Raw genomic sequence first — 20,624 nt, forward strand, 5'->3', positions numbered from 1 at the left:
TCGTTCACCCTACGCGGGCAACCGCACCAGAAACGTAGAACCTTTGCCGGGTTGGCTGGTGGCGCTGATGGTGCCGCCGTGGCTATCGACTACGCGGAAGCAGATGGCGAGGCCCACGCCGGTGCCGGGGTATACCTGCTGAGCATGCAGGCGCTGGAACACCTGGAAAATACGGTCGGTGTACTTATCGTCGAAACCAATACCGTTGTCGATCACGCTGATCTCGTACCAGCCCTGGCCGTCGGTTTCGGTGCGTTGGCACCGGATCTCAATGTGAACTAGGTGATCGGGGCTGTCGAGCGGATGAAACTTCAGTGCGTTGGTGAGCAGATTCTGAAACAGTTGTCGCAGCTGCGAGGCGTCGCCGGCTATTACGGGCAGGTGGTCGCGTTGAATCACGGCCCCGGTTTCGGCAATGCGCAGGTCTAGATCGGCCAATACGTCGTTGAGTATCCCTTCCAGGTCAACGGGCGTAAATGGCTGCCGGTGCGTGGTAATGCGCGAATAGATAAGCAGATCGTTGATGAGCCGACTCATGCGGCCTGCTGCCACCTGCATTCGCTGAAGTGCATCCTGCCCAAAATCGCCCAGTTCGGTACCATAGCGTTCGCTGATCAGGTCACCGAAGGCGCGAATTTTGCGGAGGGGCTCCTGCAAATCGTGGCTGGCCACGTAGGCAAATTGTTGCAGGTTATCGTTTGAGTGAAGCAATTCCTGATTGGCCGCTTCCAGTTGCTGCCGATACAGGCGGCTTTCAGTTACGTCGAGCGAGGCACTGACGAAGCCATCACCAAACTTTACCATCGACACCTGAAACCATTGATTACCCAGTTGCCGCTCAAATTGGACAGGCTCGCCTGTGGTCACTACGTGCCGATAATGTTCGTAGGCATAACTGGCTTTTACATTGGGGTTGATCGCCGTCATGCGTTTGCCAGTGAGTTCTTTGATGGAAGACTGGAGGGCATCGGCAGCAGCCTGATTGACGTGTACGCAAACGAAATCCTCAATCTCGCCTGCAGCATTGCGGACGGCCTCATACAGAGCCACGGCCATGGGAGCTGCCATAAGCAGACTGTCGAGCAGCTCGGCCTGCCGTTGTTGCGCCAACTCGGCGGTTTTAATGGGTGTGATGTCGATGTAGGACCGGATAAATCCGTCTTTCCAGGCTACAGCCTGCGCGTCGAACCAGAAATCGTAACCATCACCCTGATATCGGTCCTGAAACCGCACCGACTCGCCTTTTTCGACAAGCTCCACCCACTTGCTGAAAAAACCGCTGGAATTATGTTCTGGAAACAACTCCAGCATGCTTTTGCCCACCACATCGTCGGCGGTAAGGCCCGTAACCATACCCGCTGCTTTGTTGTAGGATTTATACGTAAAGTCGATGATCTTACCGGTCGAATCGCGCACACTGGTAAAATGCGAAACGCCAGCCAAAGCGTTGTCGATCAAATGTTTGTATTCATCAACCTGCTGCTCAAGCTGGTGCTTTTCCGTAATGTCATGATAGGATAATATTGCCTGATGATCCAGATTGGATGCCGACACCTCAAACCAGCGTGGACTTAATTTATCCTCGGTCGCAAACGTAAACTGGCAGGATGTACCGGTATCCAGCACGGCTATCAACTGGTTAAAAAAAGGCGTTTGAACCAAACTGGGGTATATATCGCGCAGTGTCTGGCCCTGCCAATCACCAGCTAACAGGTTTAAATCTGCTTCTGCCTTCTGATTCGCCAGCACAATGCGAAGGTCGGTTATGGCCGATTTGGCCCCACCAGTGCGTACGGCTTCATAGACGATCATGCCATGGATGGCTGCGTCGAGTATACGTTGCAACCAGGTTGTTGGCACTGATTCGACCATTGAGTTCATAACAGTTTGAGGATGAATTGATACAGGTACAAGTGTCAAATTTACCTCATACTGCTTTTACAACGATGTGTCTAATGGTAATTTAAGCCAGTTGTGGTTTTGCCATGTTTGTGAGGCACGGCCAGGGACTCTCACTTCATAGACGATACAGACGCCTCCTGAACCTGGTGGGCATGTTCAATGGTGTAATCAGCTAGATTGACGCGGCGGGTTCGTTTGCGGTAGGCAACAGTAAGGGCAGGCCATAAAGTAGTATTGCGCCCTTGCTCATTCATATACCAACTCTGGCAACCCGACGCCCAGACGGTGCCGGTTAACTGCTGTTGCAGGTCAGCATTGTGCCTTTCCTGTACGTCAGGCTTCACGTCCAGAAACGCATCGTCGCCAACTTGCTCCAGTTTCTGAATGTAATCCATGGCATAATTGAGCTGCGACTCAATCATGTGCACCACCGAATTGTGACCCAGCCCCGTATTGGGTCCCATCAGAAACAGCAGGTTTGGGAAGCCCGACACGGTGGTGCCCAGCAGCGCCTGCGCCCCTGTCTGCGCCCATTCGCCCAGCAGGCTGCGCCCGTTGCGGCCAGTGAGGGTCTGGTTCAGATAGATGTCGGCTACAACAAATCCCGTGCTGAAAATAAGAACGTCGAAAGGTCGTTCGGCGCCATCCTGTGTGCGGATGCCCGTGGGCGTAACGGCCTCGATCCGGTCAGTAACCAGCTCAACGTTGGGGCGGGTGAGGGCAGGGTAATAATCATCGGAAACCAGTACGCGCTTGCAGCCCATCTTATAGGTTGGCCAGGCCTTGCGGCGTAGCTCGGGGTCGCTGATCTGGCTTTCAAGGTGTTTGCGCGCCTGCGCTGTGCCTACCTTGTTGAGCACGTCATTTCCCATAAATGAAAGGCCAAACAGCTCATTGAGCCAGTAGAAAAAACCCCGGTGCAGTTGCTGCAAAGTGGGCACCCGGTTATATAGACGCTGCTGCCAGGGCGCATAGCTCCGGTTGTTACGCGGCGTTACGTAGGGGGCAGTACGCTGAAAGACGGTAAGTTGGCCGACAACGGGTGCAATCTCCGGCACAATCTGAATAGCCGAAGCACCCGTGCCGATCACCGCCACGCGCTTACCAGCCAGATCATAACTATGGTTCCAGCGGGCCGAGTGAAAGGTGGTGCCCATGAAAGTGTCCAGGCCCGGCAGTTTGGGTACGCTGGGCCGGTTAAGGGGACCAATGGCGGCCACCACCACACGGGCCGTAGTTACGGTGCCCCGCCCGTCGGTAAGTTGCCAGCAGGCTTGCTCTTCCAGCCAGACAGTCGAGACGATTTCGGTGTTGAACCGGATTCTGTCGCGAATGCCAAATCGGTCTACGCACTGCTGGAGGTAGCGGTGAATTTCGGGCTGGGGTGAATACGCTTTCGACCAGTTAGGATTGGGCGCAAACGAGAACGAGTATAGGTGCGAGGGTACGTCGCAGGCACAGCCGGGATAGGTGTTCTCTCGCCAGGTGCCGCCAACGTCGTTGGCGCGTTCAAACACGATGAACGAGTTGCGCCCACTCAACGTCAGCCGGATGGCGGCTCCCAGGCCAGCAAAACCGGCTCCGATAATGGCTACTTGATAGGTCATACGTATGGTCTGGAATGTCGTAGAATGGAGTACTGGTAGTCTGGGAAATCGTTCTGATAAGTCGGCTTTGCTAATTTACGATAAGAGTAAACGCGCCAGTCACCTACAGAAAGCGGCTTTCCAGACTGCCGGTACTCCGCTCTACGACTTTCCAGACTAAAAATCGACTTTTAACCCTATTTTTGCACCATAACTAATGCACTCAAATGACGTTCCCAGACGAACTACGTTATACCGCGGATCATGAATGGATTCGCCTCGAAGCCGACGGCACGGCCATTGTTGGCATCACTGATTTTGCACAGCATGAGTTGGGCGATATCGTTTATGTCGACATCAACACGTTGGGCCAGACGCTCGATAAAGGCGAAGTGTTTGGCTCGGTAGAAGCTGTTAAGACCGTGTCGGACCTGTTCTTGCCCATTGCCGGTGAGATTATGGAAATGAACGACGAAGCCGAAAAAAGCCCGGAACTGGTCAATACGGATCCCTACGGTCGCGGCTGGATCGTGCGCGTTCGTCCCTCCGACGCTGCCGAGGTTGAGGGGTTAATGAGTGTCGACGCGTATAAAGACCTTATTGGCCAGTAAGGCTAGCTGATGAAGAAGGCTTTCCACACACTGTATTGGACTATGTTGGTTCTGCCTTCGGTATTCATTGTCAACTTGTTCAGTCAAAAAGGCTCCCCTGTTGAGGAGCCTTTTTTATGCTCATGAATATATTTATTCGGTCAGCGCGGGTAGTAGATCGGGCGTCGTTGCAAAACGGTCAGCTGGTCGACATACTGGTGCGCAACGGTCTTATCGCCAGCTTCACAACAACCAACCCTGACCTAAGGCCGGAAACAGGTGCAGTGGTCATCGAGGGCGGCAACCTGCACGTTTCGGCGGGGTGGGTCGACGCACGCGCTGCCGCCAACGACCCCGGCTATGAGCACCGCGAAGCGCTGGCCGACCTGGCGCGGGTGGCCGCTGCCGGTGGTTTCACCGACGTGGCGCTGCTGCCCAATACCCAGCCCGTGGTCGATGCCAAAGATACCCTGGGCTACCTGCGCCGCACCGCCGATGGGTTCCCTACCGTGCGGCTGCATCCCGTGGCGGCCATTACCAAAGGGGCTAAGGGTGACGATTTTACGGACATGATCGACCTGCACCGGGCGGGGGCCGTGGCGTTCTCAGACGGTGACCACCCCCTGCAACACCCCGACCTGCTGGTTAAAACCCTGCAATACCTGCGTCCGTTTGGTGGTTTGCTCATCAACCGGCCCGAAGACACCCGCCTTACCCGATACGGGCAGATGCACGAGGGCATTCAAAGCACCCGTCAGGGGCTGAAAGGTCTGCCCGCGCTGGCCGAAGTGATGACCGTGGCGCGTGACCTGCGGCTGCTGGCCTATGTGCTGGAGACCGAACCTGCCGCACCTGATGCCGCACCTATGCTGCATTTTACCTGCCTCTCCGCTGCCGAATCGGTAGCCCTGATCCGGGAGGCAAAAGCGCAGGGTCTGCCCGTAAGCTGCGACGTAGCCGCTCACCAACTGGCCTACACCGACGAAGCCCTGCACACGTTCGATTCGAACCTGAAAGTAAACCCGCCCTTCCGGGGTGCTGCCGACGTGGCCGCGCTCTGGGCCGGACTTGCCGACGGCACCATCGACGCAGTCGTGTCGGATCACCACCCGCACGAAGAGGAAACCAAAAACGTGGAGTTCGACGTGGCCGAATTTGGGATGTTGGGAGCCGAAACGGTGTTTGCGCTAATACAAACACATAACAAAGACCGATTGGCGCTAGCTGACCTCATCGACCGCCTCACCACCGGCCCGCGCCGGGTGTTGCGCCTGCCGCCCGTCTTATTGGCCGAGGGTCAACCCGCCGCATTAACTATCTTCAATCCAACCGCTTCCTGGACCTATACCCGCACACTGTCGCCCGCCAAAAACAGTCCGCTCCTGGGCCAGACATTGGTCGGAAACGTAGTTGGCACGGTGCTGGGAGGACATTACACGGTTCAACAGTAGACTCACCTCTATGGCCTATTTCAATCATCCATTACTAAAAATACCGCTGCTGTTTGGGCTGGGAGCGGGGCTGGCTGTTTTTGGCTACTTCATGGCTCTGTACGCCACGGGTCGGTCGGCGTTGTTTATCATCGAAAAATACCCCCTCGATTACGGTATTCATATTATTCTGATGGTGGCGGCGGTCTGGTATTATCGGAAAAACGTGGGCAAGGGTATGCTACACCTCTGGGAAGGGCTAACCATTTGTTACGTCATCAACACAGTCGGCGCGCTGGTGGCCGGCTGGCTGATCTACGGCTTTATCACCTACGTTGATCCGGCCCTGTTCACGCGCTACATCGACGACCTTACGCAGTTTCAAATCAGCGACAAGGCGGCCATGGTGAAGCAATTTGGGCAGGAAGCTTACGTGGCGCTGCTCAAACAAACCAAGGAAAGCCGCCCCGACGTGATTCCGCTGAGTATGCTGGGTAAAAAAACGCTCTATACCATTTTTGTGGCGCTTATTATTTCGTTACTCTTCCGTAAACAGGACTATTCCGTATTGAAACCATGAATGAAAAACCCTCTACCGCTAAAATTGCCCTAAAATGGGGTGCTATTGCTGGTGTAACGACCATCATCTACCAAACCATTCTCTTTGTTACGGGCCTAAATCGCAATCAGTCGCTGGGTTACGTAACGCTGGTGTTTACTATCGGCGGTCTGTACCTGGCCCTTGCCGAATATAAACGCGAAAATGGCGGCTACCTTTCCATTGGCGAAGGCGTGGGCCTGGGCGTGCTGGCGGCTACTATTATGGGTATACTCTCGGCTACCTATTCCATCATATACATGACCTACGTTGACCCCACCATCATGCAGCAGGGCATGGAAATTGCGCGACAGCAGATGGAAGATCAGGGTAATATGACCGACGATCAGATTGATCAGGCCATGGAAATTTCGCAGAAGTTCAGCTCGCCGGGTATTTTGTTTCTGGTCAGTGTAATCTGGTCGGTCTTGAGCGGGGCTATTCTGTCGCTGATTATTGCGGCTATCCTGCGCCGCGAACCCGTTGATCCTTTTTCACGGTAATCCATTCGATGTTATCTATTTTCAGAAAAGAGATTGGGCAGTTTTTTAGCTCACCCATCGCCTACATCATTCTGGGTGTGTTTCTGGGTGTATTGGGCCTGCTGTTGTGGGTGTTTGCCGATACCAACCTGCTCGACTACGGGTATGCCGAAATGGGGCAGTTTTTCAGCCTCACACCCTGGGTGCTGCTCTTCATGGCCCCCGCCATCACCATGCGTTCCATTGCCGACGAAGTGCGTGGTGGTACCCTCGAATGGCTGCTGACCAAGCCTGTGAGCCGCTGGGGCGTGGTGCTGGGCAAATTCTGGGCCAACTGGTTGCTCGTAGCCCTGGCCCTGTTGCCCACGCTGATCTACTATTACAGTCTCTATCAGTTGGGTAACCCGCCCGGCAATATCGACTCGGCGGCGGTGGCCGGCTCGTATGTTGGACTGCTGTTGCTGGCGGGCGTGTTTGTTGCGGTAGGCCTGTGGGCTTCGTCCCTCAACGACAATCAGGTCGTTGCTTTCGTAGTGGGTTCGGTAGTGAGCCTGGTGCTGTATGCCGGTTTTAGTACCGTCAGTGGCCTGCTGGGTACGTCTGATCTGGCCTACTGGCTTAGCTATGTTAGCCTCGACAGCCAGTACGAGGCCCTGGGGCGCGGCCTGGTTGATACCCGCAACGTAATCTATCTCCTTAGCTTAACCAGTCTCTTTCTGGCCCTGACCGAACGCCGGTTGGGTGGTCGGTAATCAAGTATGCTTTCTGCCTCAACGTTTCAAAAAATAGCCCGGTGGCTGGCCATCGCCTGGACCGTCGCAATCTTCCTCGGTATGTCTATTCCCGGCGATGGTATGCCCGACATGGGTAACTCGCGCGATAAGTGGGTGCATGGGTTTGCCTTTTTCGGCATCGCCGTGCTGTGGCGGTTAGCAGGCTGGTCGTGGCAGCGGACGTTGCTGGTTGGCGTTGGCTACGCCATCATTACCGAACTTTATCAGGGAGTGGTAACCTCCCTTGGCCGTAGCGGTGATTGGCAGGACGCCCTGGCCGACACCACCGGCCTGTGCATTGGCTTGTTGGTGATGGCCGTTGTTAAGGCTGGAAAATTGTATAGAGGAGTACAATAAGTTTGGAAAGTCAGTATGGGCAGAGAGTCCTGTCAAGACTGGAAAATTATCGTTAGTAAAAACGACTTTCCAGACTTAGCAGGACTCTCTGCCCATACTGACTTTCTAAACTCTTCTACTGCCTAACCACTTTGTTACAACGGTCGGCAATGATTTTGTAGGACTGTACGTAGCCCAGTTCGCCGGAGCGGCTTAAGTCCGTGCAGCCGCCTACTTCATCGCCTGAATCATAGCGCACAATCCCCCGCAGATAATAGGCCTCGGCATGGCGTGGGTTCAGCTTCACCGTGCTGTTGCAGTCGATGAGGGCACCTTTCTGATCGCCGAGCGACGAACGGATGATCCCCCGAATGAAGTATGATTCCGAACTGGTTGGGTTCAGTTCTACGGCTCGGTTCAGGTCGGCCAGAGCAGGCTTACCGTCGCCGGTTGAGTTTTTCAGAATGCCGCGCACCAGATAGGCGTCGGCCCGGTCGTCGCCCAGTTCAGACACCTTATAGCGGTCCTGCACTACCGTTGCCAGCAGGGGCAACAGGTTCTGCGTGATGAACTCGCTGTAATACGCTTTGGTCGTTTGCAACCCCCGGTTGTCCATTTCAATGGCTCTGTCGAGGTCGGTCAGCGCTAGTTTATTTGATCCGGTGCGACTACGGCAAAAACCCCGGCTGAAAAACGCCTTATAATGATTGGGGTTCAACTCCAGCGTTTTGTTGTAGTCGGCCACGGCGTTTTCAAAATCGGCCATGCGGGTTTTCACCAGGCCGCGTTTGTAGAACAGGTCGGCATCCTGCGGGCTGAGTTCAATAGACCGTGAGAAGTCGGCAAGTGCCCCCTTGTAGTCTTCTGTTTTGAAACGCGAATAACCACGCCCCGCCAGTGCCGTCACCTTGTTCGGCGACTTTTCGAGGGCCAGGCCAAAGTCAGCCAGCGCACCCCGATAGTCGGTCAGCTGGTTTTTGCAGTTGCCACGGGCGGTCAGCACATTGGCATCGTTGGGTGAAATAGACGCGGCCTTGTTGAAATCAGTGAGTGCGCTGGCCAGGTAGTTCATCTGCGACCGGCAGATGCCCCGGTTATAGTACAGAAACGCATCATTCGGGCTGAGTTCGATAGACCGGTTAAAGTCCTGCATGGCGCCCCGGAAGTCTTCCAGCTTTGACCGGCTCATGCCCCGGTACAGGAAAGCGTTGGCATCTTGTGGATTCAGTTCAATGGCCTGATCAAGGTCACTGACAGCGCCTTGAATGTCGTTAAGGCTGCTTTTGGCAAGTGCGCGGTTGTAGTAACTAGCCGAATTCTCGGGGTTCATGATGATGGCCGTAGTGAACGCCTGCAATGCGCCTGTAAAATCTTTGGCGTTGCTTTTCTGAACACCCTCATTGAAAAAATCGACCGCCGTTTGTTGGGCCAATGAACTCGTAACGGTCAATAAACCGATACCAAGGGCGAGAAAGGATGCATAAATTTTTTTCATTGAAGCTGATTTTATGGGTTGTGTTTTTGCCCGAAGACGACCAAAACTAATGGGCTAACTCATTGTATGCAAACACACTTAAAGAGAAACATGAAAAAAACAACGTATTGATCACTGGTATATTATACCTATAGGGAAATAGCTAGTTTGTAGGACCTTGTTTATGATTATTTAAGCCTGACAAACTGTCAGCACGAGGCTCCTTAAATTCGTACCTTTGTTCTATGGAACGCATTGCTGAATTAACTATCCTTTCGCCCGACGATAAAGCCGCCGCCGAACTGCCCCGCGTCTCTGCTGATGAACTGGCTATTGGCAAAAAAAGGCTTTACATTGAAAGCTACGGCTGCCAGATGAACTTCTCCGATTCGGAGATTGTGGCCGCCGTGATGCGCAATGCCGGGTTTGCAACTACCTCAACGGCTGAAGAAGCCGACGTTATTTTTCTCAATACCTGCGCCATTCGCGACAACGCCGAGCAGAAGGTACGCAACCGGCTGGTACACCTCAACGCCTTCAAGAAGCGCAAGCCCGAACTGGTAGTTGGCGTATTGGGCTGTATGGCCGAACGCCTGAAAACCAAACTGTTGGAAGAGGAACAGATCGTTGACATCGTGGCTGGACCAGATGCCTACCGCGACATGCCAAGGCTGGTGGAAGAAGCCGAAACAGGCCAAAAAGCCGTTAACGTTTTTCTTTCCCGCGAGGAAACCTACGCCGACATTGCCCCCATCCGCCTGGGTTCCAACGGTGTCACGGCCTTCATTTCAATCATGCGTGGCTGCGACAATATGTGCAGCTTCTGCGTGGTGCCTTTCACGCGTGGTCGCGAACGCAGCCGTGATCCGCACAGCATTGTGCGCGAAGCCGAACAGCTTTTCGCCGACGGCTACCGCGAGGTAACGCTGCTGGGGCAGAACGTGGATTCATACAAATGGCTGGATGATTCATCGGCAGCGCGAGCCAATCTGAGATCCGAAACCGCAGCGGCGGACCGCCCCAATCCGAAATCCCCTGTCACTTTCGCCGACTTGCTGGCCCGTGTAGCGAGTATTCACCCCGATCTGCGGGTACGTTTCTCGACTTCACATCCCAAAGACATCACTGACGATGTCCTCTATACGATGGCCCGGTTCGACAACATCTGTAACTATATCCACCTGCCTGCTCAAAGTGGCAACAGCCGGATTCTGGAACTGATGAACCGGACGTATGACCGTGAATGGTATCTCCAGAAAATAGACCGGATTCGGGCTATTCTCGGCGATGACTGCGGTATCTCGCACGACATGATTTCAGGCTTCTGTTCAGAAACGGAAGAAGAACACCAGGATTCGCTGTCGCTGATGGAATATGCCCGGTTTGATTATGGCTACATGTTTGCCTACTCGGAGCGGCCTGGCACGCTGGCGGCCAAAAAATACGCTGATGACGTGCCGGAAGATGTGAAAAAACGTCGCCTGAACGAAATCATTGCTCTGCAACGTGACCTGTCGCTGGAGCGCAACCAGCGTCACCTGGGCAAAGTACAACGGGTGCTGGTCGAAGGTTTCTCGAAGCGGTCGGAGGCTGATTTGTCAGGCCGGAATGACCAGAACAAAATCGTTGTCTTCCCGCGTGGTACACATAAGAAAGGCGATTACGTCAACGTGCTCGTCACCGAATGCTCATCGGCAACGCTCATTGGAACTGTTGTTTAGTTGTTTGTCTGTTTGGTTGTTTGTCTGTTCGGACTTGACAACCAAACAGACAGACAGCCAAACAGACAAACAACTAGTTAATGAACACACAGGAAATACAGTCTGCCAAGTTGCGGTTTGGCATCATTGGTAATGCTCCGGCGCTCAACTACGCCATCAGCGTGGCTACGCAGGTGGCGGCTACTGACCTGACGGTGCTCATTACGGGCGAAAGTGGCAGTGGTAAAGAGTCATTTTCCAAGATCATCCACAGCCTCAGCGCCCGCAAGCACGGTCAGTTTATTGCCATCAACTGCGGGGCCATTCCCGAAGGAACGATTGATTCAGAGCTGTTTGGGCACGAGAAAGGCTCATTTACGGGTGCCGTAGATCAGCGAAAGGGTTATTTCGAGACCACCAACGGCGGCACTATTTTCCTGGATGAAATCGGTGAAATGCCTATGGGTACCCAGGCCCGTCTGCTGCGTGTGCTCGAAAACGGCGAATTTATCCGCGTGGGATCGTCGAAAGTGCAGAAGACCGACGTGCGGGTGGTAGCGGCCACTAACGTGAACCTGCTGGCGGCGGTAGAGAAAGGGCGTTTCCGCGAAGATCTGTATTACCGGCTCAACACCGTGCCCATTTTTGTGCCGCCCCTCCGCGAACGGGGTAACGACATTGACCTGCTCTTTCGGAAGTTCACCACCGATTTTGCCGAGCGGTATCGGATCAAACCCATTCAACTGACCGACGACGCCCGAAGGCTGCTATTGGCTTTTCCGTTTCCGGGAAACATTCGGCAGTTGAAAAACCTGGCCGAGCAAATCTCGATCCTCGAATCGGAGCAAAATAAGCCCATTGACGCAGAAACGCTGGCCAAATACCTGCCTCGTGAGCAGAGCAAACAGCCTGGATCAATGGCCCTGACGGCTATTGGCGGTAATGGAGCAACCGATTCATTCTCAGAGCGCGAATTGCTCTACAAGGTGCTGTTTGATATGCGCCGCGACATGAACGACTTGAAAAAGCTGGTGCGCGAAGCCCTGGGTAATGAGGCATACGGCAGTCAGTTGTTACACAAACACCGCGACCTGTTCGAGACTAGTCCGACCGACAACGGCTACCCCGGCCCCCCTGATGCTACTGAGCCTAACTACACCCGTTTATTGCCTAACGGCCAGTCACGTCCCGACCAACCCGTTTACGAACCTGATTTTGGTCACCCGGCGGTGCAGATCGTGGACGACACCGATGGCGATATCAACGACGTGACGGTAGAAGACGTGAGCCACGAAACGGAAGAGGACGATTCATTGTCGCTCGAAAAGAAAGAGAAAGAGATGATTGTGAAGGCTCTTCGTCGCAATAGCAACAAGCGTAAGTATGCTGCGCAGGCGCTCGGTATTTCTGAGCGCACATTATACCGTAAAATCAAGCAGTATGAAATTGATGAAGAGTAAGGGAATGCACAATGCACAAGTAACAATGTACAATGAGTATACCATGAAGTGGTTGCTGAAAACATTGTGCATTGTTACTTGTGCATTGTGCATTCAGTCCTGCGGCGTTTATTCCTTTTCGGGAACTACACTCTCGCCCACAATAAAGACCATTACGGTCAACAACTTCACGCTACAGACGGCGGGTGGCCCGGCCAACCTGCCGCTCGACCTGACGGAAAGGATCAAAGAATATTACCAGCGGTATACCAACCTGAAGGTGGTGCCGACTGGTGGCGACTTGGTGCTGGAGGGAGCTGTATCGGGCTACGATCTGGTGGCTGTGGCCCCAACGGCTACCGATCAGGCTGGACTTAACCGCCTGCAAATCACGGTGACGACGCGATTTACCAACAACAAAGATGACACCAAGAGCTTTGAACAGCCCTTTTCATTCTACCAGGATTTTCCGCAAAACCAGACCCTGAGTCAAAACGAGAGCCGGTTGGTACCCAAGATTTTGGACCAGATTATTCTGGACATCTTCAATAAAACTGCCGCTGACTGGTGAATTGATTTACGATGTACGATGTACGATTTGAGCTGATGCCGGAGCAACCATACGCAGGCGTAAGCAACAAATCGTAACCGCGGCGGCGGACCGCTCGTCCATTGTAAGTCGTAAATCAGTACTTTCGTACTCCGACACCGCTTCCTCTGTATGCAACCCATCGACAAAGAAACGTTTTCGTATTGGGTCACCCATCCCAATGACCTCACTGTAGCCGATCTTCAGCAAATGCAGGAGAACCTGGCTACGTACCCTTACTGCCAGGCGTTGTATACGCTGACGGCCAAAGCCTCGTCGATGTACCAGAAGGGGCAAACCGTGCCGCTGTTGCGTCGTGCTGCCGCGCACGCACTGAGCCGAAACGCATTGCGTAAGCTGATCGAAAACGAATTTCAATGGTCTGATAATTTGCTGCTTAAGCTAAATGAGCTGGCGTCGCGGCAGGTGCCCATTCCAGATGATTATAAGCATGAAAGCTACGCACTGTACCGGAGTAAGCCCGGTACCGCTGGTGGTTTGTCAATGCCGTTGATAACCATGCCCCGGCTGGCATTTAACGATCCAGACGGGCTGTTTACCGAGACTAAACCGCCCATAGATGACGCCACGCTGGCCGAAGAAGCCATTCAGGCCGATCTGGCGCTGTCTGGACAAACGGAACCTGACCCGGTGCCAGACACACAGCAGGTGCAGGATCTGGAACGGCGGCGGCAGTTGGAGATCATTGAAAATTTCATTCGTAACGAGCCGCGCATTGGGCCTGTACGTGGTAAACTTGGCGATCATACCGATCAGGAAGACTTAACCCAGCGTAGCCAGCCAACCCTGCCCGCTGGCAGCATGGTGACCGAAAGTTTCGCCAAGATCCTGGCCCGACAGGGCAAGTACGACAAAGCGATTGCCATCTACGAAAAACTGGCCTTGAAAAACCCAGAGAAAAACGCGTACTTTGCGGCCAAAATAAGCGAGCTGACCGATACAAAATCCGTCACGAATCGCTAAACATCACCACTGACTTTTACGACCTCTACTGTATGTTAGTTACGTCCATTATTGTATTTGCTTGCATTCTGACCGTCCTGTTGATTCTGGTGGTCCTGATTCAGAATTCAAAGGGCGGCGGCTTGTCTGGCGAATTGGGCGGCCTTGGCTCGAACCAACTGATGGGCGTTAAGAAAACGACCGACGTGGTTGAGCAGATCACCTGGGGCCTTGGCATTGGTATTATGGTGCTGGTGCTGGCCTCATACGCCCTGATCGACAAGAACGGCTCGGCCACGATTAATAGCGCCAACATTGAGCGGGCTACCACCCGCCCGGCACCGAGCGCGGCCCAGGCACCGCGTCCTGCGCCAGCCACCGCCCCGGCAGCAGCACCTGGCAATTCAGCTTCGGCATTGCGGCCATAAGCACAGAAGCAAGAGGTAAGAGCCAGGAATCAAGAAAGGGCTTACGCGAGAGATGTTCTCCTGCGTAAGCCCTTTCTTAATTCCTGGCTCTTACCTCTTGCTTCTTGCCTCTTCTCTTACCTTCTATGCTTGCATAAACGCCCTTGCTTTGCGGATATTAGCGTTGGCGCGGTCGGTTTCAATCAGGCCATCGCGGAGGCGAATAATCCGGTGGGCATATTCGGCAATGTCTTCTTCGTGCGTCACCATGATCACGGTGTTACCCTTGGCGTGAATCTGGTCGAAGAGGTCCATGATTTCGTAGGATGTCTTGGTGTCAAGGTTACCCGTGGGTTCGTCGGCCAGTAAAATACTGGGGTCGTTAACCAGCGCGCGGGCAATGGCTACCCGTTGCCGCTGACCACCCGACAGTTCGTTGGGGCGGTGGCCGGCGCGGTTTTCCAGCCCCACGTTCTTCATCGCAATCATTGCTTTTTCTGTCCGGTCGGCTTTGCTGTAACCCGCATAGATCAGCGGCAGAGCCACATTGTCGAGCGACGATTGACGGGGCAGCAGGTTAAACGTCTGGAACACAAAACCGATCTCCTTGTTGCGGACTTCGGCCAGTTCGTTTTCGTCCATGTTGCTCACGTCTTTATTGTTGAGCACGTAGGTACCTGACGTAGGCGAATCCAGGCAGCCTACAATGTTCATGAGCGTTGATTTCCCCGATCCCGATGGACCCATAAAGGCTACGTATTCGCCTTTCTGAATGTCAATGGTAATAGATTTGAGGGCATCGACTACTTCGCTGCCCATGACATAGCGTTTCGAAATGGCGCGGGTTTCAATAATATTCATTGTCGTCTGGTTCGTCATTAAACACCAAAAGCCGCAACGGCCCCGCCCGCCGCAATTCTGCGTCTCCGTTGAAAGTACTGACGGATAAACAAGCCCGCCAGCATCACGATATCGGCTTCAGGTGAGTCCAGGTCAGCTTGCATATCGCCCTCCTGAACAAAAAACTGCCGGGTCAGGCTGTAGTTAACTACTTCTTTGTCATCGGCGTCGGTAACCCCTTCCCGGATCATGATCCACTGGCGCATCAGTATATTTTGCCGTTTCCAGGTATAGATGTTGCCATTTTCCAGCGTCAATTCAGCTCGTTTGCCAAAATGAAAGGTGATGGTACCCACAATACGATTGTCGGCGGCCAGATCATGGATATTGACGGTGTTGATTAAAAAACCCGTCACATCAAACCGCAATTGGGTCTTATGAAGCGCGGCATCTACGTCACGGTCAAACACAGCCCGGTGCAGTCTGCCTACTTCCACGCCGTTTTCGGTAATGTGTATTTCTCTATCGAACGCCTGCTTCACCCAATGTAGATTCGTAGCCATGTGCCAGTGGTTTTAGGAAGCTAAAGCTACGCTAGTTTTTGAACGTGGTGCGGGCGTTTTCGATAACCGCGAGTTTTTGCTGATAGGCTTGTTCAAACGCCTGATAATCGGCGGGGGTGGTGGCTACCTGAAGCCGCGTTAGTCCATCGTCGGCATAGTCGATCAGGCTTTGGTCCAGACAGAGTAGTACGTATGTCTTGATAAGATCAACGTCGGCTTCGTTATAATCCAGTGCGGGCAACACTGCCGCGTAGGCTTCTTTCACCTGGCCAGCCCGACGCAGGAAGCCCGCCCCTTTGCTTACAATTAACCCATGTATTGGGGCTTGTTGCAGGGCAGTGCGGTAGGCCGTCAAGGCCTCTGCTGCTTGTTTTTGACTCGCCAGCGCCTGTCCACGCAACAGGGCTACTTCGGCCAGGTGTTGCTCTACAAAGAATGCTTTTGCCAGCGAGTCTGTAGCCGCCGCTTTGTTTCGAAACGCCGCAATCCTCACCGCCGACAGGTTTTCCAGCGACCGGGCAAAGGGCGTTAACTGGCTTGGTTTGCCCATCTGGCTTAAAATCATCTGGGCATAGAAGTATTGCCGGGTATTCAGGTATCCTGTAATTAGCGCAGCCCCAGCTACGGTTTTCAGGCTGGCATCGCGAATCGTTTCCCACACCTTACCCCGGTTGGTATCGTCGGGGCGATAGCTGACATAAAAGGCTTTCTGTAAATCTGTCCAACCCGCCTGACTTGTGGCTGATGCGGGTGCCGTGTAAAGCGCCTGCTGCATACCGCGCAGGGTAGCGTCATTACGTGTGGCTGTTTCCCATAACGGCTTTGCCGCCGCCAGGTCACCTGCTTTGGTCATAGCCACAGCCCGGTAGCCTATGGAAAGCGTATCGGTATTCTGCGCGAAAGTGGCCGCAGCCTGCTTATGTAGGCCCTGTTCCAGTTCCAGCAGGCCGAGTGTGGCGCGGTAGGTGGGCGCGGCGCGGGCATCGGTGACGGCCAACTGGGTCAACTGATTGAAGGCTTCATGGTGCCGATGTGCTTTGTACAGGGCCAGCGCGTTCGCCAGCAACAGTTCATCGCTAACTGTCTGGTTGCCGGGACTGAGCGCGGCACGCTGCAACGTATTGCGCAGGGTGGTATCGGGGTTTGGGACCAGCAATGCGTAATTATAGAGGCTGGCAAATTCCCCTGCACTGAGCGCCGCGTTGGGCCGCGTTTTGGTAATCCGGTTGGGCCTGGGCAGGGTCGTTGTGTCGTGCGAATGTTGCAGGCGCAGGGCCATTCTGTTGGCAACCAGGGCAGGGTCGTCACTATCCGGTATCTGCCCCGCCAGTGTTGAGTCGCTGGTCAGAATTTGTGGATTACGGGCATAAAGCGCCAGCAGATTTGCCAGTGGCACTTCGGCGCGCGGTGTCAGGTCCGCAGCCGACTTCAGGTAGTAGTAGGCCGAATCGGCAATGGCGGTTTTGCCATAGAGGTAGCCCAGGTTGGTGCGTAGCTCGCCGCTATTTGGAAACGTGTGGATACCCCGTTGCAGGGTTTTTATTGCTTCAAAAAACAGATTTGTCTGCTGAAAGGTGCTGCAAAGGCCGATAAAAGCCTGTGGTGATGGTTGCTTGCGCAGCGCCTGCGAGAAGAAAAGGGCCGCCGTTGTGGGGTCATTGCGGTAAATCGCTATCGAAGCCAGGGCATAATTGGCTTTGTGCTGCTGAAACTCCTGCGCTACGGATTCCTGGTAATAGGTCTGCGCCAGATCAGGCTCGTTTTCCGCCTGATAAGCATCGCCCAACGCCGACAGGCAGGCCGCGTAGCCCTGCCGCACCGTAAAATGCCCCGTCGACGCACTCACGCTAATGATACCTACTATGCCAGCCAGTCGAAACAGAGGCAGATCGGCCAGGCGCGCTTTGTACAGCACCCTGTACACAGGTAGTTGCTGTTTGTAGATAGGCAAAAAATTGACCAGCACATAAAGGACCATCAGCAGACCCATGATAAAATGGCTGTAGACGATAGCATCTTCAAACACTTCGATCAGCGGGTCATTGGCTGTAGCAAACGCGTAGGCAACAGTCAGGATGGTGAGTACAGCCATGCCTATGTACAGCCCGGCACCAGCGTTCGAAAAAGAAAGCAAACTGCGCTGTTCCGCGAGTTGCCGGAACCCCCAGAACCCAATCACGATCGACACTGGCAAAATGAGGAAGGGACTGATGGTAAGCGCATCCCAGTCAATGGTCTTGGTGTTTCGTAGCCAGACAAGCAGCAGGTTGAGCAAATACAATACACTGATGAAGATGAAGTTGACTGCGCCCAGGGGGCGACCATTGGGGCGGCTGACACTCGTGAGCCAAACGAGGCCGCCCACAATATCGATAGCGATATAGGCTATAAACATAACGCTGATAATGACCAGTCCCGGTAGCGCATAACTCATGAGCAACTGTGCCGGATGGACCACCGTAGCCCCCACACTCATGCCCAGTGCGGCCAATACAAACAGCCCGCCAAAGACCAACAGCCGGTTGAGCAGACTCGTGCCTGTCCGAAAAGCGTGAAAGTAGTAGCTGACCCCACCAAACAGCGCGACCAGCACCAGAAACGGCCATCTGCTCTCACCGGGCAGGCCCAACACCTCAAACCGACAGACCGCCAGCAGCAGTACAAACAGGCCCATGGCAATGCGATAGTGTAGCGCCGGCAACCGGCAAATAGCTGCCAGCGTGTAGGAGAGTGCTACGCAGAGCAAGCCCGCCACAAGCATGGCAACGCCCGGATGCACTTCCATGGGCGATACAGCAAACTGGTTTGTAACGGTTTGGATGCGCCCAGTAATGGGGTACGTGAGCAGACCGTCGGTGAAACTGTAGAGGGTACCGGGTAAGCTGACCAATTCGCTCAGCACATTCCAGGAAACCACGTTTTCCAGGCCCCGGTAAGCGACATAGGTATAGCCAAGGCCACACAACGCCAGAAGTGTCAGTCCGCTAACCACCACAATCCGGTCTGATTTAGACCAGTTATGCCAAAAGAATAATGCCATATAAAGCAAACGAAAAACTCCCGCCATCCGCATACAGACGGGTTTATTTGGGTGAATTGGAAACACAAAAAGCACTGAAGATCAGTGCTTTTGTACTCCGTACCAGGAGCGGGAGTCGAACCCGCACGGGCTTGTGGCCCACAGGATTTTCTTACCAACTACAGCTTTCGCTGCTCATCCCGCCACGGCGGGAGATTTGTGGTCTGGACTTTCTCTTCACCTTATTTCAGACTGTCTGAAACGTAGGTGCCGCCTGTTAAGTCTCTACACCTTCCACATCAACATGGTGCTGATGGGCTTGGCTCGGGATTGCCAATCGAACTAATTCGACAAGGTTTCCCCGAATTTAAGCGGTTCTACTGCAAACGTTTCCATTCGCGCACTCAACTTGTTAAGTCCGGCGTGTCTACCGATTCCACCATCCCGGCAATTCCCGACGAATCGGGTATGTACAAAAAAAGCACCGTTGGTTGCGGTGCCTTCATTGTGGAGCGAAAGACGGGGTTCGAACCCGCGACCTCGACCTTGGCAAGGTCGCGCTCTACCAGCTGAGCTACTTTCGCGTTTACCGCCTTCAGACCTTCTATCGTCAGCGATTTGATGATGCAAAAGTAGGTTAATACTGGATGTTTGTCAAGGTCTGAAGCCTAAAAAAGTTGCCCTTTTTCAGTGGTATCGTCCTGAATGGACTAATAATTAGCCAGTTATCGGGCTTTCGTTGATCGCCGAAAATTTAAAAATCAGTAATACGAATGCGATTGTGGCCAGACTTACGCCTGATCTGATACATGATGCCAACCGACAATGATGCCCACTTATCGCGGTTGGTGCTCAGCACGGTTTTGCCATAAATAGCACCACCCAGCGGCATATCTATCGTTGAGTTATCATTCTCTCTGGTGGCATCCAGCTTGTCAGAAGCCACGAAATTGTATCGCAGATCGGCGTAGATACTCAGCGCGGTGCTAAGCATCCGGTTGTAGCGTAGACCCAGAGGTACCACAAACTCGCGTGTTGCTGTAGTCCCGGCGTCGCCCCTGGCTGTTACGTTGTCCGATTGTGTTTTATGGCTGCCGCTACCATTGGTATAGCGCTGTAACTTGCCCGTAGTGAGTGAACTGGCAGTGGCGTCAAACGCAATAAGCCCCACGCCAATATAAAAGTCGATGTTGCTTTTGGTATTCCTGTGGTCGCGGTTGGTGTCAAAATTGTCGGGCGATAATTGTCCGTTGGTGGGGCTGGTGGTTATCTGCCGGGGCTTACCTGCTATTAACCGTGTCAGGTTAAACGTACCACCGACGGCCCCCTGAATGTAGGACGCTGACGCTTTTGAATTGTAGTAGTCGGACTGTTGCGCCCCCAGTGAGCCAACGTCGCCAAGTAAGGTGACGGCCACTACCGAACTGATGGGATAACTAGCGTTTAGCCCGGCACCGAAACCAAAGTTAGGCGTCGATAAATCACCGTATAGCTGGGTAAGCCCAAGGTTGAGGCCAATGCGAAGAAGTGGACGCCCGTTTGTCGAATCGGGTAGTTGGATACTGGCGATTGGTTGAACAGGTGCCTGCGCAAATGCGGGAAAGTTGGATAGTGAAGCTAGTCCCAATAGAGCGACCGAACGGTACAGAGTTTTCATCAGCAATTGATAGATTGTTTGTACAGAGAATGGGCTAAAGATAGAACGAATGATTGAGTATTTATCTATTCATTCTGCATATGTTATTTTTAAGTATAGCTGGGTAGAAGCTGCGGTCGATTCATTTGGCTCATCTGTATTTTAATGTTGACCGATATGCAATTCATTACTGTCCAAAGCCGAACATAGATGTCCGAAATCGTACACGAAAATTATAGATAGGCTGTTGATTGTCAGCATGATGACTACGTGGCCTTTATATTGATGCAGGTATTT

The 20,624-nt window shown here is 53.6% G+C and carries 18 protein-coding genes and 1 tRNA gene; 11 read left to right on the forward strand and 8 right to left on the reverse strand.

Annotation, left to right across the window (positions count from 1 at the left end):
• Window positions 1-9: 9 nt before the first annotated feature.
• Together J2I47_RS00340 and J2I47_RS00345 are read right to left on the reverse strand one after the other, a co-directional pair.
• Window positions 10-1,881, reverse strand: coding sequence for a PAS domain-containing sensor histidine kinase (locus J2I47_RS00340; RefSeq protein WP_207362556.1), 1,872 nt, complete (start codon window positions 1,879-1,881; stop codon window positions 10-12).
• Window positions 1,882-2,012: 131 nt separating this feature from the next.
• On the reverse strand, window positions 2,013-3,509 hold the full coding sequence (locus tag J2I47_RS00345) for a flavin-containing monooxygenase (protein WP_229374182.1): 1,497 nt from the start codon (window positions 3,507-3,509) through the stop codon (window positions 2,013-2,015).
• A gap of 206 nt (window positions 3,510-3,715) precedes the next feature.
• Between J2I47_RS00345 and gcvH the strand changes: the two genes are divergently transcribed.
• From gcvH to J2I47_RS00375, 6 genes are all read left to right on the forward strand, one after another.
• On the forward strand, window positions 3,716-4,099 hold the full coding sequence (gene gcvH, locus J2I47_RS00350) for a glycine cleavage system protein GcvH (RefSeq protein ID WP_207362557.1): 384 nt from the start codon (window positions 3,716-3,718) through the stop codon (window positions 4,097-4,099).
• A 122-nt stretch (window positions 4,100-4,221) separates the two neighbouring features.
• A complete protein-coding gene (locus J2I47_RS00355) occupies window positions 4,222-5,529 on the forward strand; it encodes a dihydroorotase (protein WP_207362558.1) in 1,308 nt (435 codons plus the stop codon).
• A gap of 10 nt (window positions 5,530-5,539) precedes the next feature.
• Window positions 5,540-6,088, forward strand: coding sequence for a DUF4199 domain-containing protein (locus tag J2I47_RS00360; RefSeq protein ID WP_207362559.1), 549 nt, complete (start codon window positions 5,540-5,542; stop codon window positions 6,086-6,088).
• A complete protein-coding gene (locus tag J2I47_RS00365; RefSeq protein ID WP_207362560.1) occupies window positions 6,085-6,609 on the forward strand; it encodes a DUF4199 domain-containing protein in 525 nt (174 codons plus the stop codon). The genes J2I47_RS00360 and J2I47_RS00365 overlap by 4 nt, the downstream gene beginning before the upstream one ends.
• 8 nt (window positions 6,610-6,617) lie before the next feature.
• Window positions 6,618-7,340: a gliding motility-associated ABC transporter permease subunit GldF gene (gldF, locus tag J2I47_RS00370; protein WP_207362561.1), complete on the forward strand. Its 723-nt coding sequence runs from the start codon at window positions 6,618-6,620 to the stop codon at window positions 7,338-7,340.
• Window positions 7,341-7,346: 6 nt separating this feature from the next.
• The gene (locus J2I47_RS00375; RefSeq protein ID WP_207362562.1) at window positions 7,347-7,718 is read left to right on the forward strand and encodes a VanZ family protein; all 372 of its coding nucleotides are present in this window, start codon (window positions 7,347-7,349) and stop codon (window positions 7,716-7,718) included.
• A 115-nt stretch (window positions 7,719-7,833) separates the two neighbouring features.
• On the opposite strand, the gene J2I47_RS00380 is transcribed toward J2I47_RS00375, so the two are convergent.
• A complete protein-coding gene (locus J2I47_RS00380) occupies window positions 7,834-9,192 on the reverse strand; it encodes a tetratricopeptide repeat protein (protein ID WP_207362563.1) in 1,359 nt (452 codons plus the stop codon).
• Window positions 9,193-9,416: 224 nt separating this feature from the next.
• Between J2I47_RS00380 and miaB the strand changes: the two genes are divergently transcribed.
• The 5 genes from miaB (at window position 9,417) to secG (ending at window position 14,290) form a co-directional block, all read left to right on the forward strand.
• On the forward strand, window positions 9,417-10,892 hold the full coding sequence (miaB, locus tag J2I47_RS00385) for a tRNA (N6-isopentenyl adenosine(37)-C2)-methylthiotransferase MiaB (protein WP_207362564.1): 1,476 nt from the start codon (window positions 9,417-9,419) through the stop codon (window positions 10,890-10,892).
• A gap of 80 nt (window positions 10,893-10,972) precedes the next feature.
• Window positions 10,973-12,331: a sigma-54 interaction domain-containing protein gene (locus tag J2I47_RS00390; protein WP_207362565.1), complete on the forward strand. Its 1,359-nt coding sequence runs from the start codon at window positions 10,973-10,975 to the stop codon at window positions 12,329-12,331.
• A 43-nt stretch (window positions 12,332-12,374) separates the two neighbouring features.
• The gene (gene lptE / locus J2I47_RS00395) at window positions 12,375-12,881 is read left to right on the forward strand and encodes an LPS assembly lipoprotein LptE (RefSeq protein ID WP_229374184.1); all 507 of its coding nucleotides are present in this window, start codon (window positions 12,375-12,377) and stop codon (window positions 12,879-12,881) included.
• Between the two features lie 150 nt (window positions 12,882-13,031).
• On the forward strand, window positions 13,032-13,883 hold the full coding sequence (locus J2I47_RS00400; RefSeq protein WP_207362567.1) for a DUF8458 domain-containing protein: 852 nt from the start codon (window positions 13,032-13,034) through the stop codon (window positions 13,881-13,883).
• A gap of 32 nt (window positions 13,884-13,915) precedes the next feature.
• A complete protein-coding gene (secG, locus tag J2I47_RS00405; protein WP_207362568.1) occupies window positions 13,916-14,290 on the forward strand; it encodes a preprotein translocase subunit SecG in 375 nt (124 codons plus the stop codon).
• A gap of 123 nt (window positions 14,291-14,413) precedes the next feature.
• Here the strand turns inward: secG and J2I47_RS00410 are convergent, their stop codons facing one another.
• From J2I47_RS00410 to J2I47_RS00430, 5 genes are all read right to left on the reverse strand, one after another.
• Window positions 14,414-15,130 carry an ABC transporter ATP-binding protein gene (locus J2I47_RS00410; protein WP_207362569.1) on the reverse strand — a complete coding sequence of 239 codons (717 nt, stop codon included), beginning with the start codon at window positions 15,128-15,130 and terminating at the stop codon, window positions 14,414-14,416.
• Between the two features lie 17 nt (window positions 15,131-15,147).
• Entirely contained in the window at window positions 15,148-15,672 is a 525-nt protein-coding gene (locus J2I47_RS00415) for a hypothetical protein (protein WP_207362570.1), read from the reverse strand.
• A gap of 31 nt (window positions 15,673-15,703) precedes the next feature.
• Window positions 15,704-18,712, reverse strand: a complete 3,009-nt coding sequence (locus J2I47_RS00420; protein ID WP_207362571.1) for a tetratricopeptide repeat protein — start codon at window positions 18,710-18,712, stop codon at window positions 15,704-15,706.
• 487 nt (window positions 18,713-19,199) lie between these two features.
• Window positions 19,200-19,275: transfer RNA gene (locus J2I47_RS00425), tRNA-Gly, on the reverse strand.
• A gap of 170 nt (window positions 19,276-19,445) precedes the next feature.
• On the reverse strand, window positions 19,446-20,348 hold the full coding sequence (locus tag J2I47_RS00430) for a hypothetical protein (protein ID WP_207362572.1): 903 nt from the start codon (window positions 20,346-20,348) through the stop codon (window positions 19,446-19,448).
• Window positions 20,349-20,624 lie beyond the last annotated feature (276 nt).

Origin of the sequence: Fibrella rubiginis (genome assembly GCF_017353185.1) — a bacterium.
Lineage (GTDB): Bacteria > Bacteroidota > Bacteroidia > Cytophagales > Spirosomataceae > Fibrella > Fibrella rubiginis.

Excerpts from the sequence above, each read along its gene's own strand:
- J2I47_RS00340 (WP_207362556.1), bottom strand. The coding sequence starts at position 1,881 with ATGAACTCAATGGTCGAATCAGTGCCAACAACCTGGTTGCAACGTATA.
- J2I47_RS00345 (WP_229374182.1), bottom strand. The coding sequence starts at position 3,509 with ATGACCTATCAAGTAGCCATTATCGGAGCCGGTTTTGCTGGCCTGGGA.
- gcvH (WP_207362557.1), top strand. The coding sequence starts at position 3,716 with ATGACGTTCCCAGACGAACTACGTTATACCGCGGATCATGAATGGATT.
- J2I47_RS00355 (WP_207362558.1), top strand. The coding sequence starts at position 4,222 with ATGAATATATTTATTCGGTCAGCGCGGGTAGTAGATCGGGCGTCGTTG.
- J2I47_RS00360 (WP_207362559.1), top strand. The coding sequence starts at position 5,540 with ATGGCCTATTTCAATCATCCATTACTAAAAATACCGCTGCTGTTTGGG.
- J2I47_RS00365 (WP_207362560.1), top strand. The coding sequence starts at position 6,085 with ATGAATGAAAAACCCTCTACCGCTAAAATTGCCCTAAAATGGGGTGCT.
- gldF (WP_207362561.1), top strand. The coding sequence starts at position 6,618 with ATGTTATCTATTTTCAGAAAAGAGATTGGGCAGTTTTTTAGCTCACCC.
- J2I47_RS00375 (WP_207362562.1), top strand. The coding sequence starts at position 7,347 with ATGCTTTCTGCCTCAACGTTTCAAAAAATAGCCCGGTGGCTGGCCATC.
- J2I47_RS00380 (WP_207362563.1), bottom strand. The coding sequence starts at position 9,192 with ATGAAAAAAATTTATGCATCCTTTCTCGCCCTTGGTATCGGTTTATTG.
- miaB (WP_207362564.1), top strand. The coding sequence starts at position 9,417 with ATGGAACGCATTGCTGAATTAACTATCCTTTCGCCCGACGATAAAGCC.
- J2I47_RS00390 (WP_207362565.1), top strand. The coding sequence starts at position 10,973 with ATGAACACACAGGAAATACAGTCTGCCAAGTTGCGGTTTGGCATCATT.
- lptE (WP_229374184.1), top strand. The coding sequence starts at position 12,375 with ATGAAGTGGTTGCTGAAAACATTGTGCATTGTTACTTGTGCATTGTGC.
- J2I47_RS00400 (WP_207362567.1), top strand. The coding sequence starts at position 13,032 with ATGCAACCCATCGACAAAGAAACGTTTTCGTATTGGGTCACCCATCCC.
- secG (WP_207362568.1), top strand. The coding sequence starts at position 13,916 with ATGTTAGTTACGTCCATTATTGTATTTGCTTGCATTCTGACCGTCCTG.
- J2I47_RS00410 (WP_207362569.1), bottom strand. The coding sequence starts at position 15,130 with ATGAATATTATTGAAACCCGCGCCATTTCGAAACGCTATGTCATGGGC.
- J2I47_RS00415 (WP_207362570.1), bottom strand. The coding sequence starts at position 15,672 with ATGGCTACGAATCTACATTGGGTGAAGCAGGCGTTCGATAGAGAAATA.
- J2I47_RS00420 (WP_207362571.1), bottom strand. The coding sequence starts at position 18,712 with ATGGCATTATTCTTTTGGCATAACTGGTCTAAATCAGACCGGATTGTG.
- J2I47_RS00430 (WP_207362572.1), bottom strand. The coding sequence starts at position 20,348 with ATGAAAACTCTGTACCGTTCGGTCGCTCTATTGGGACTAGCTTCACTA.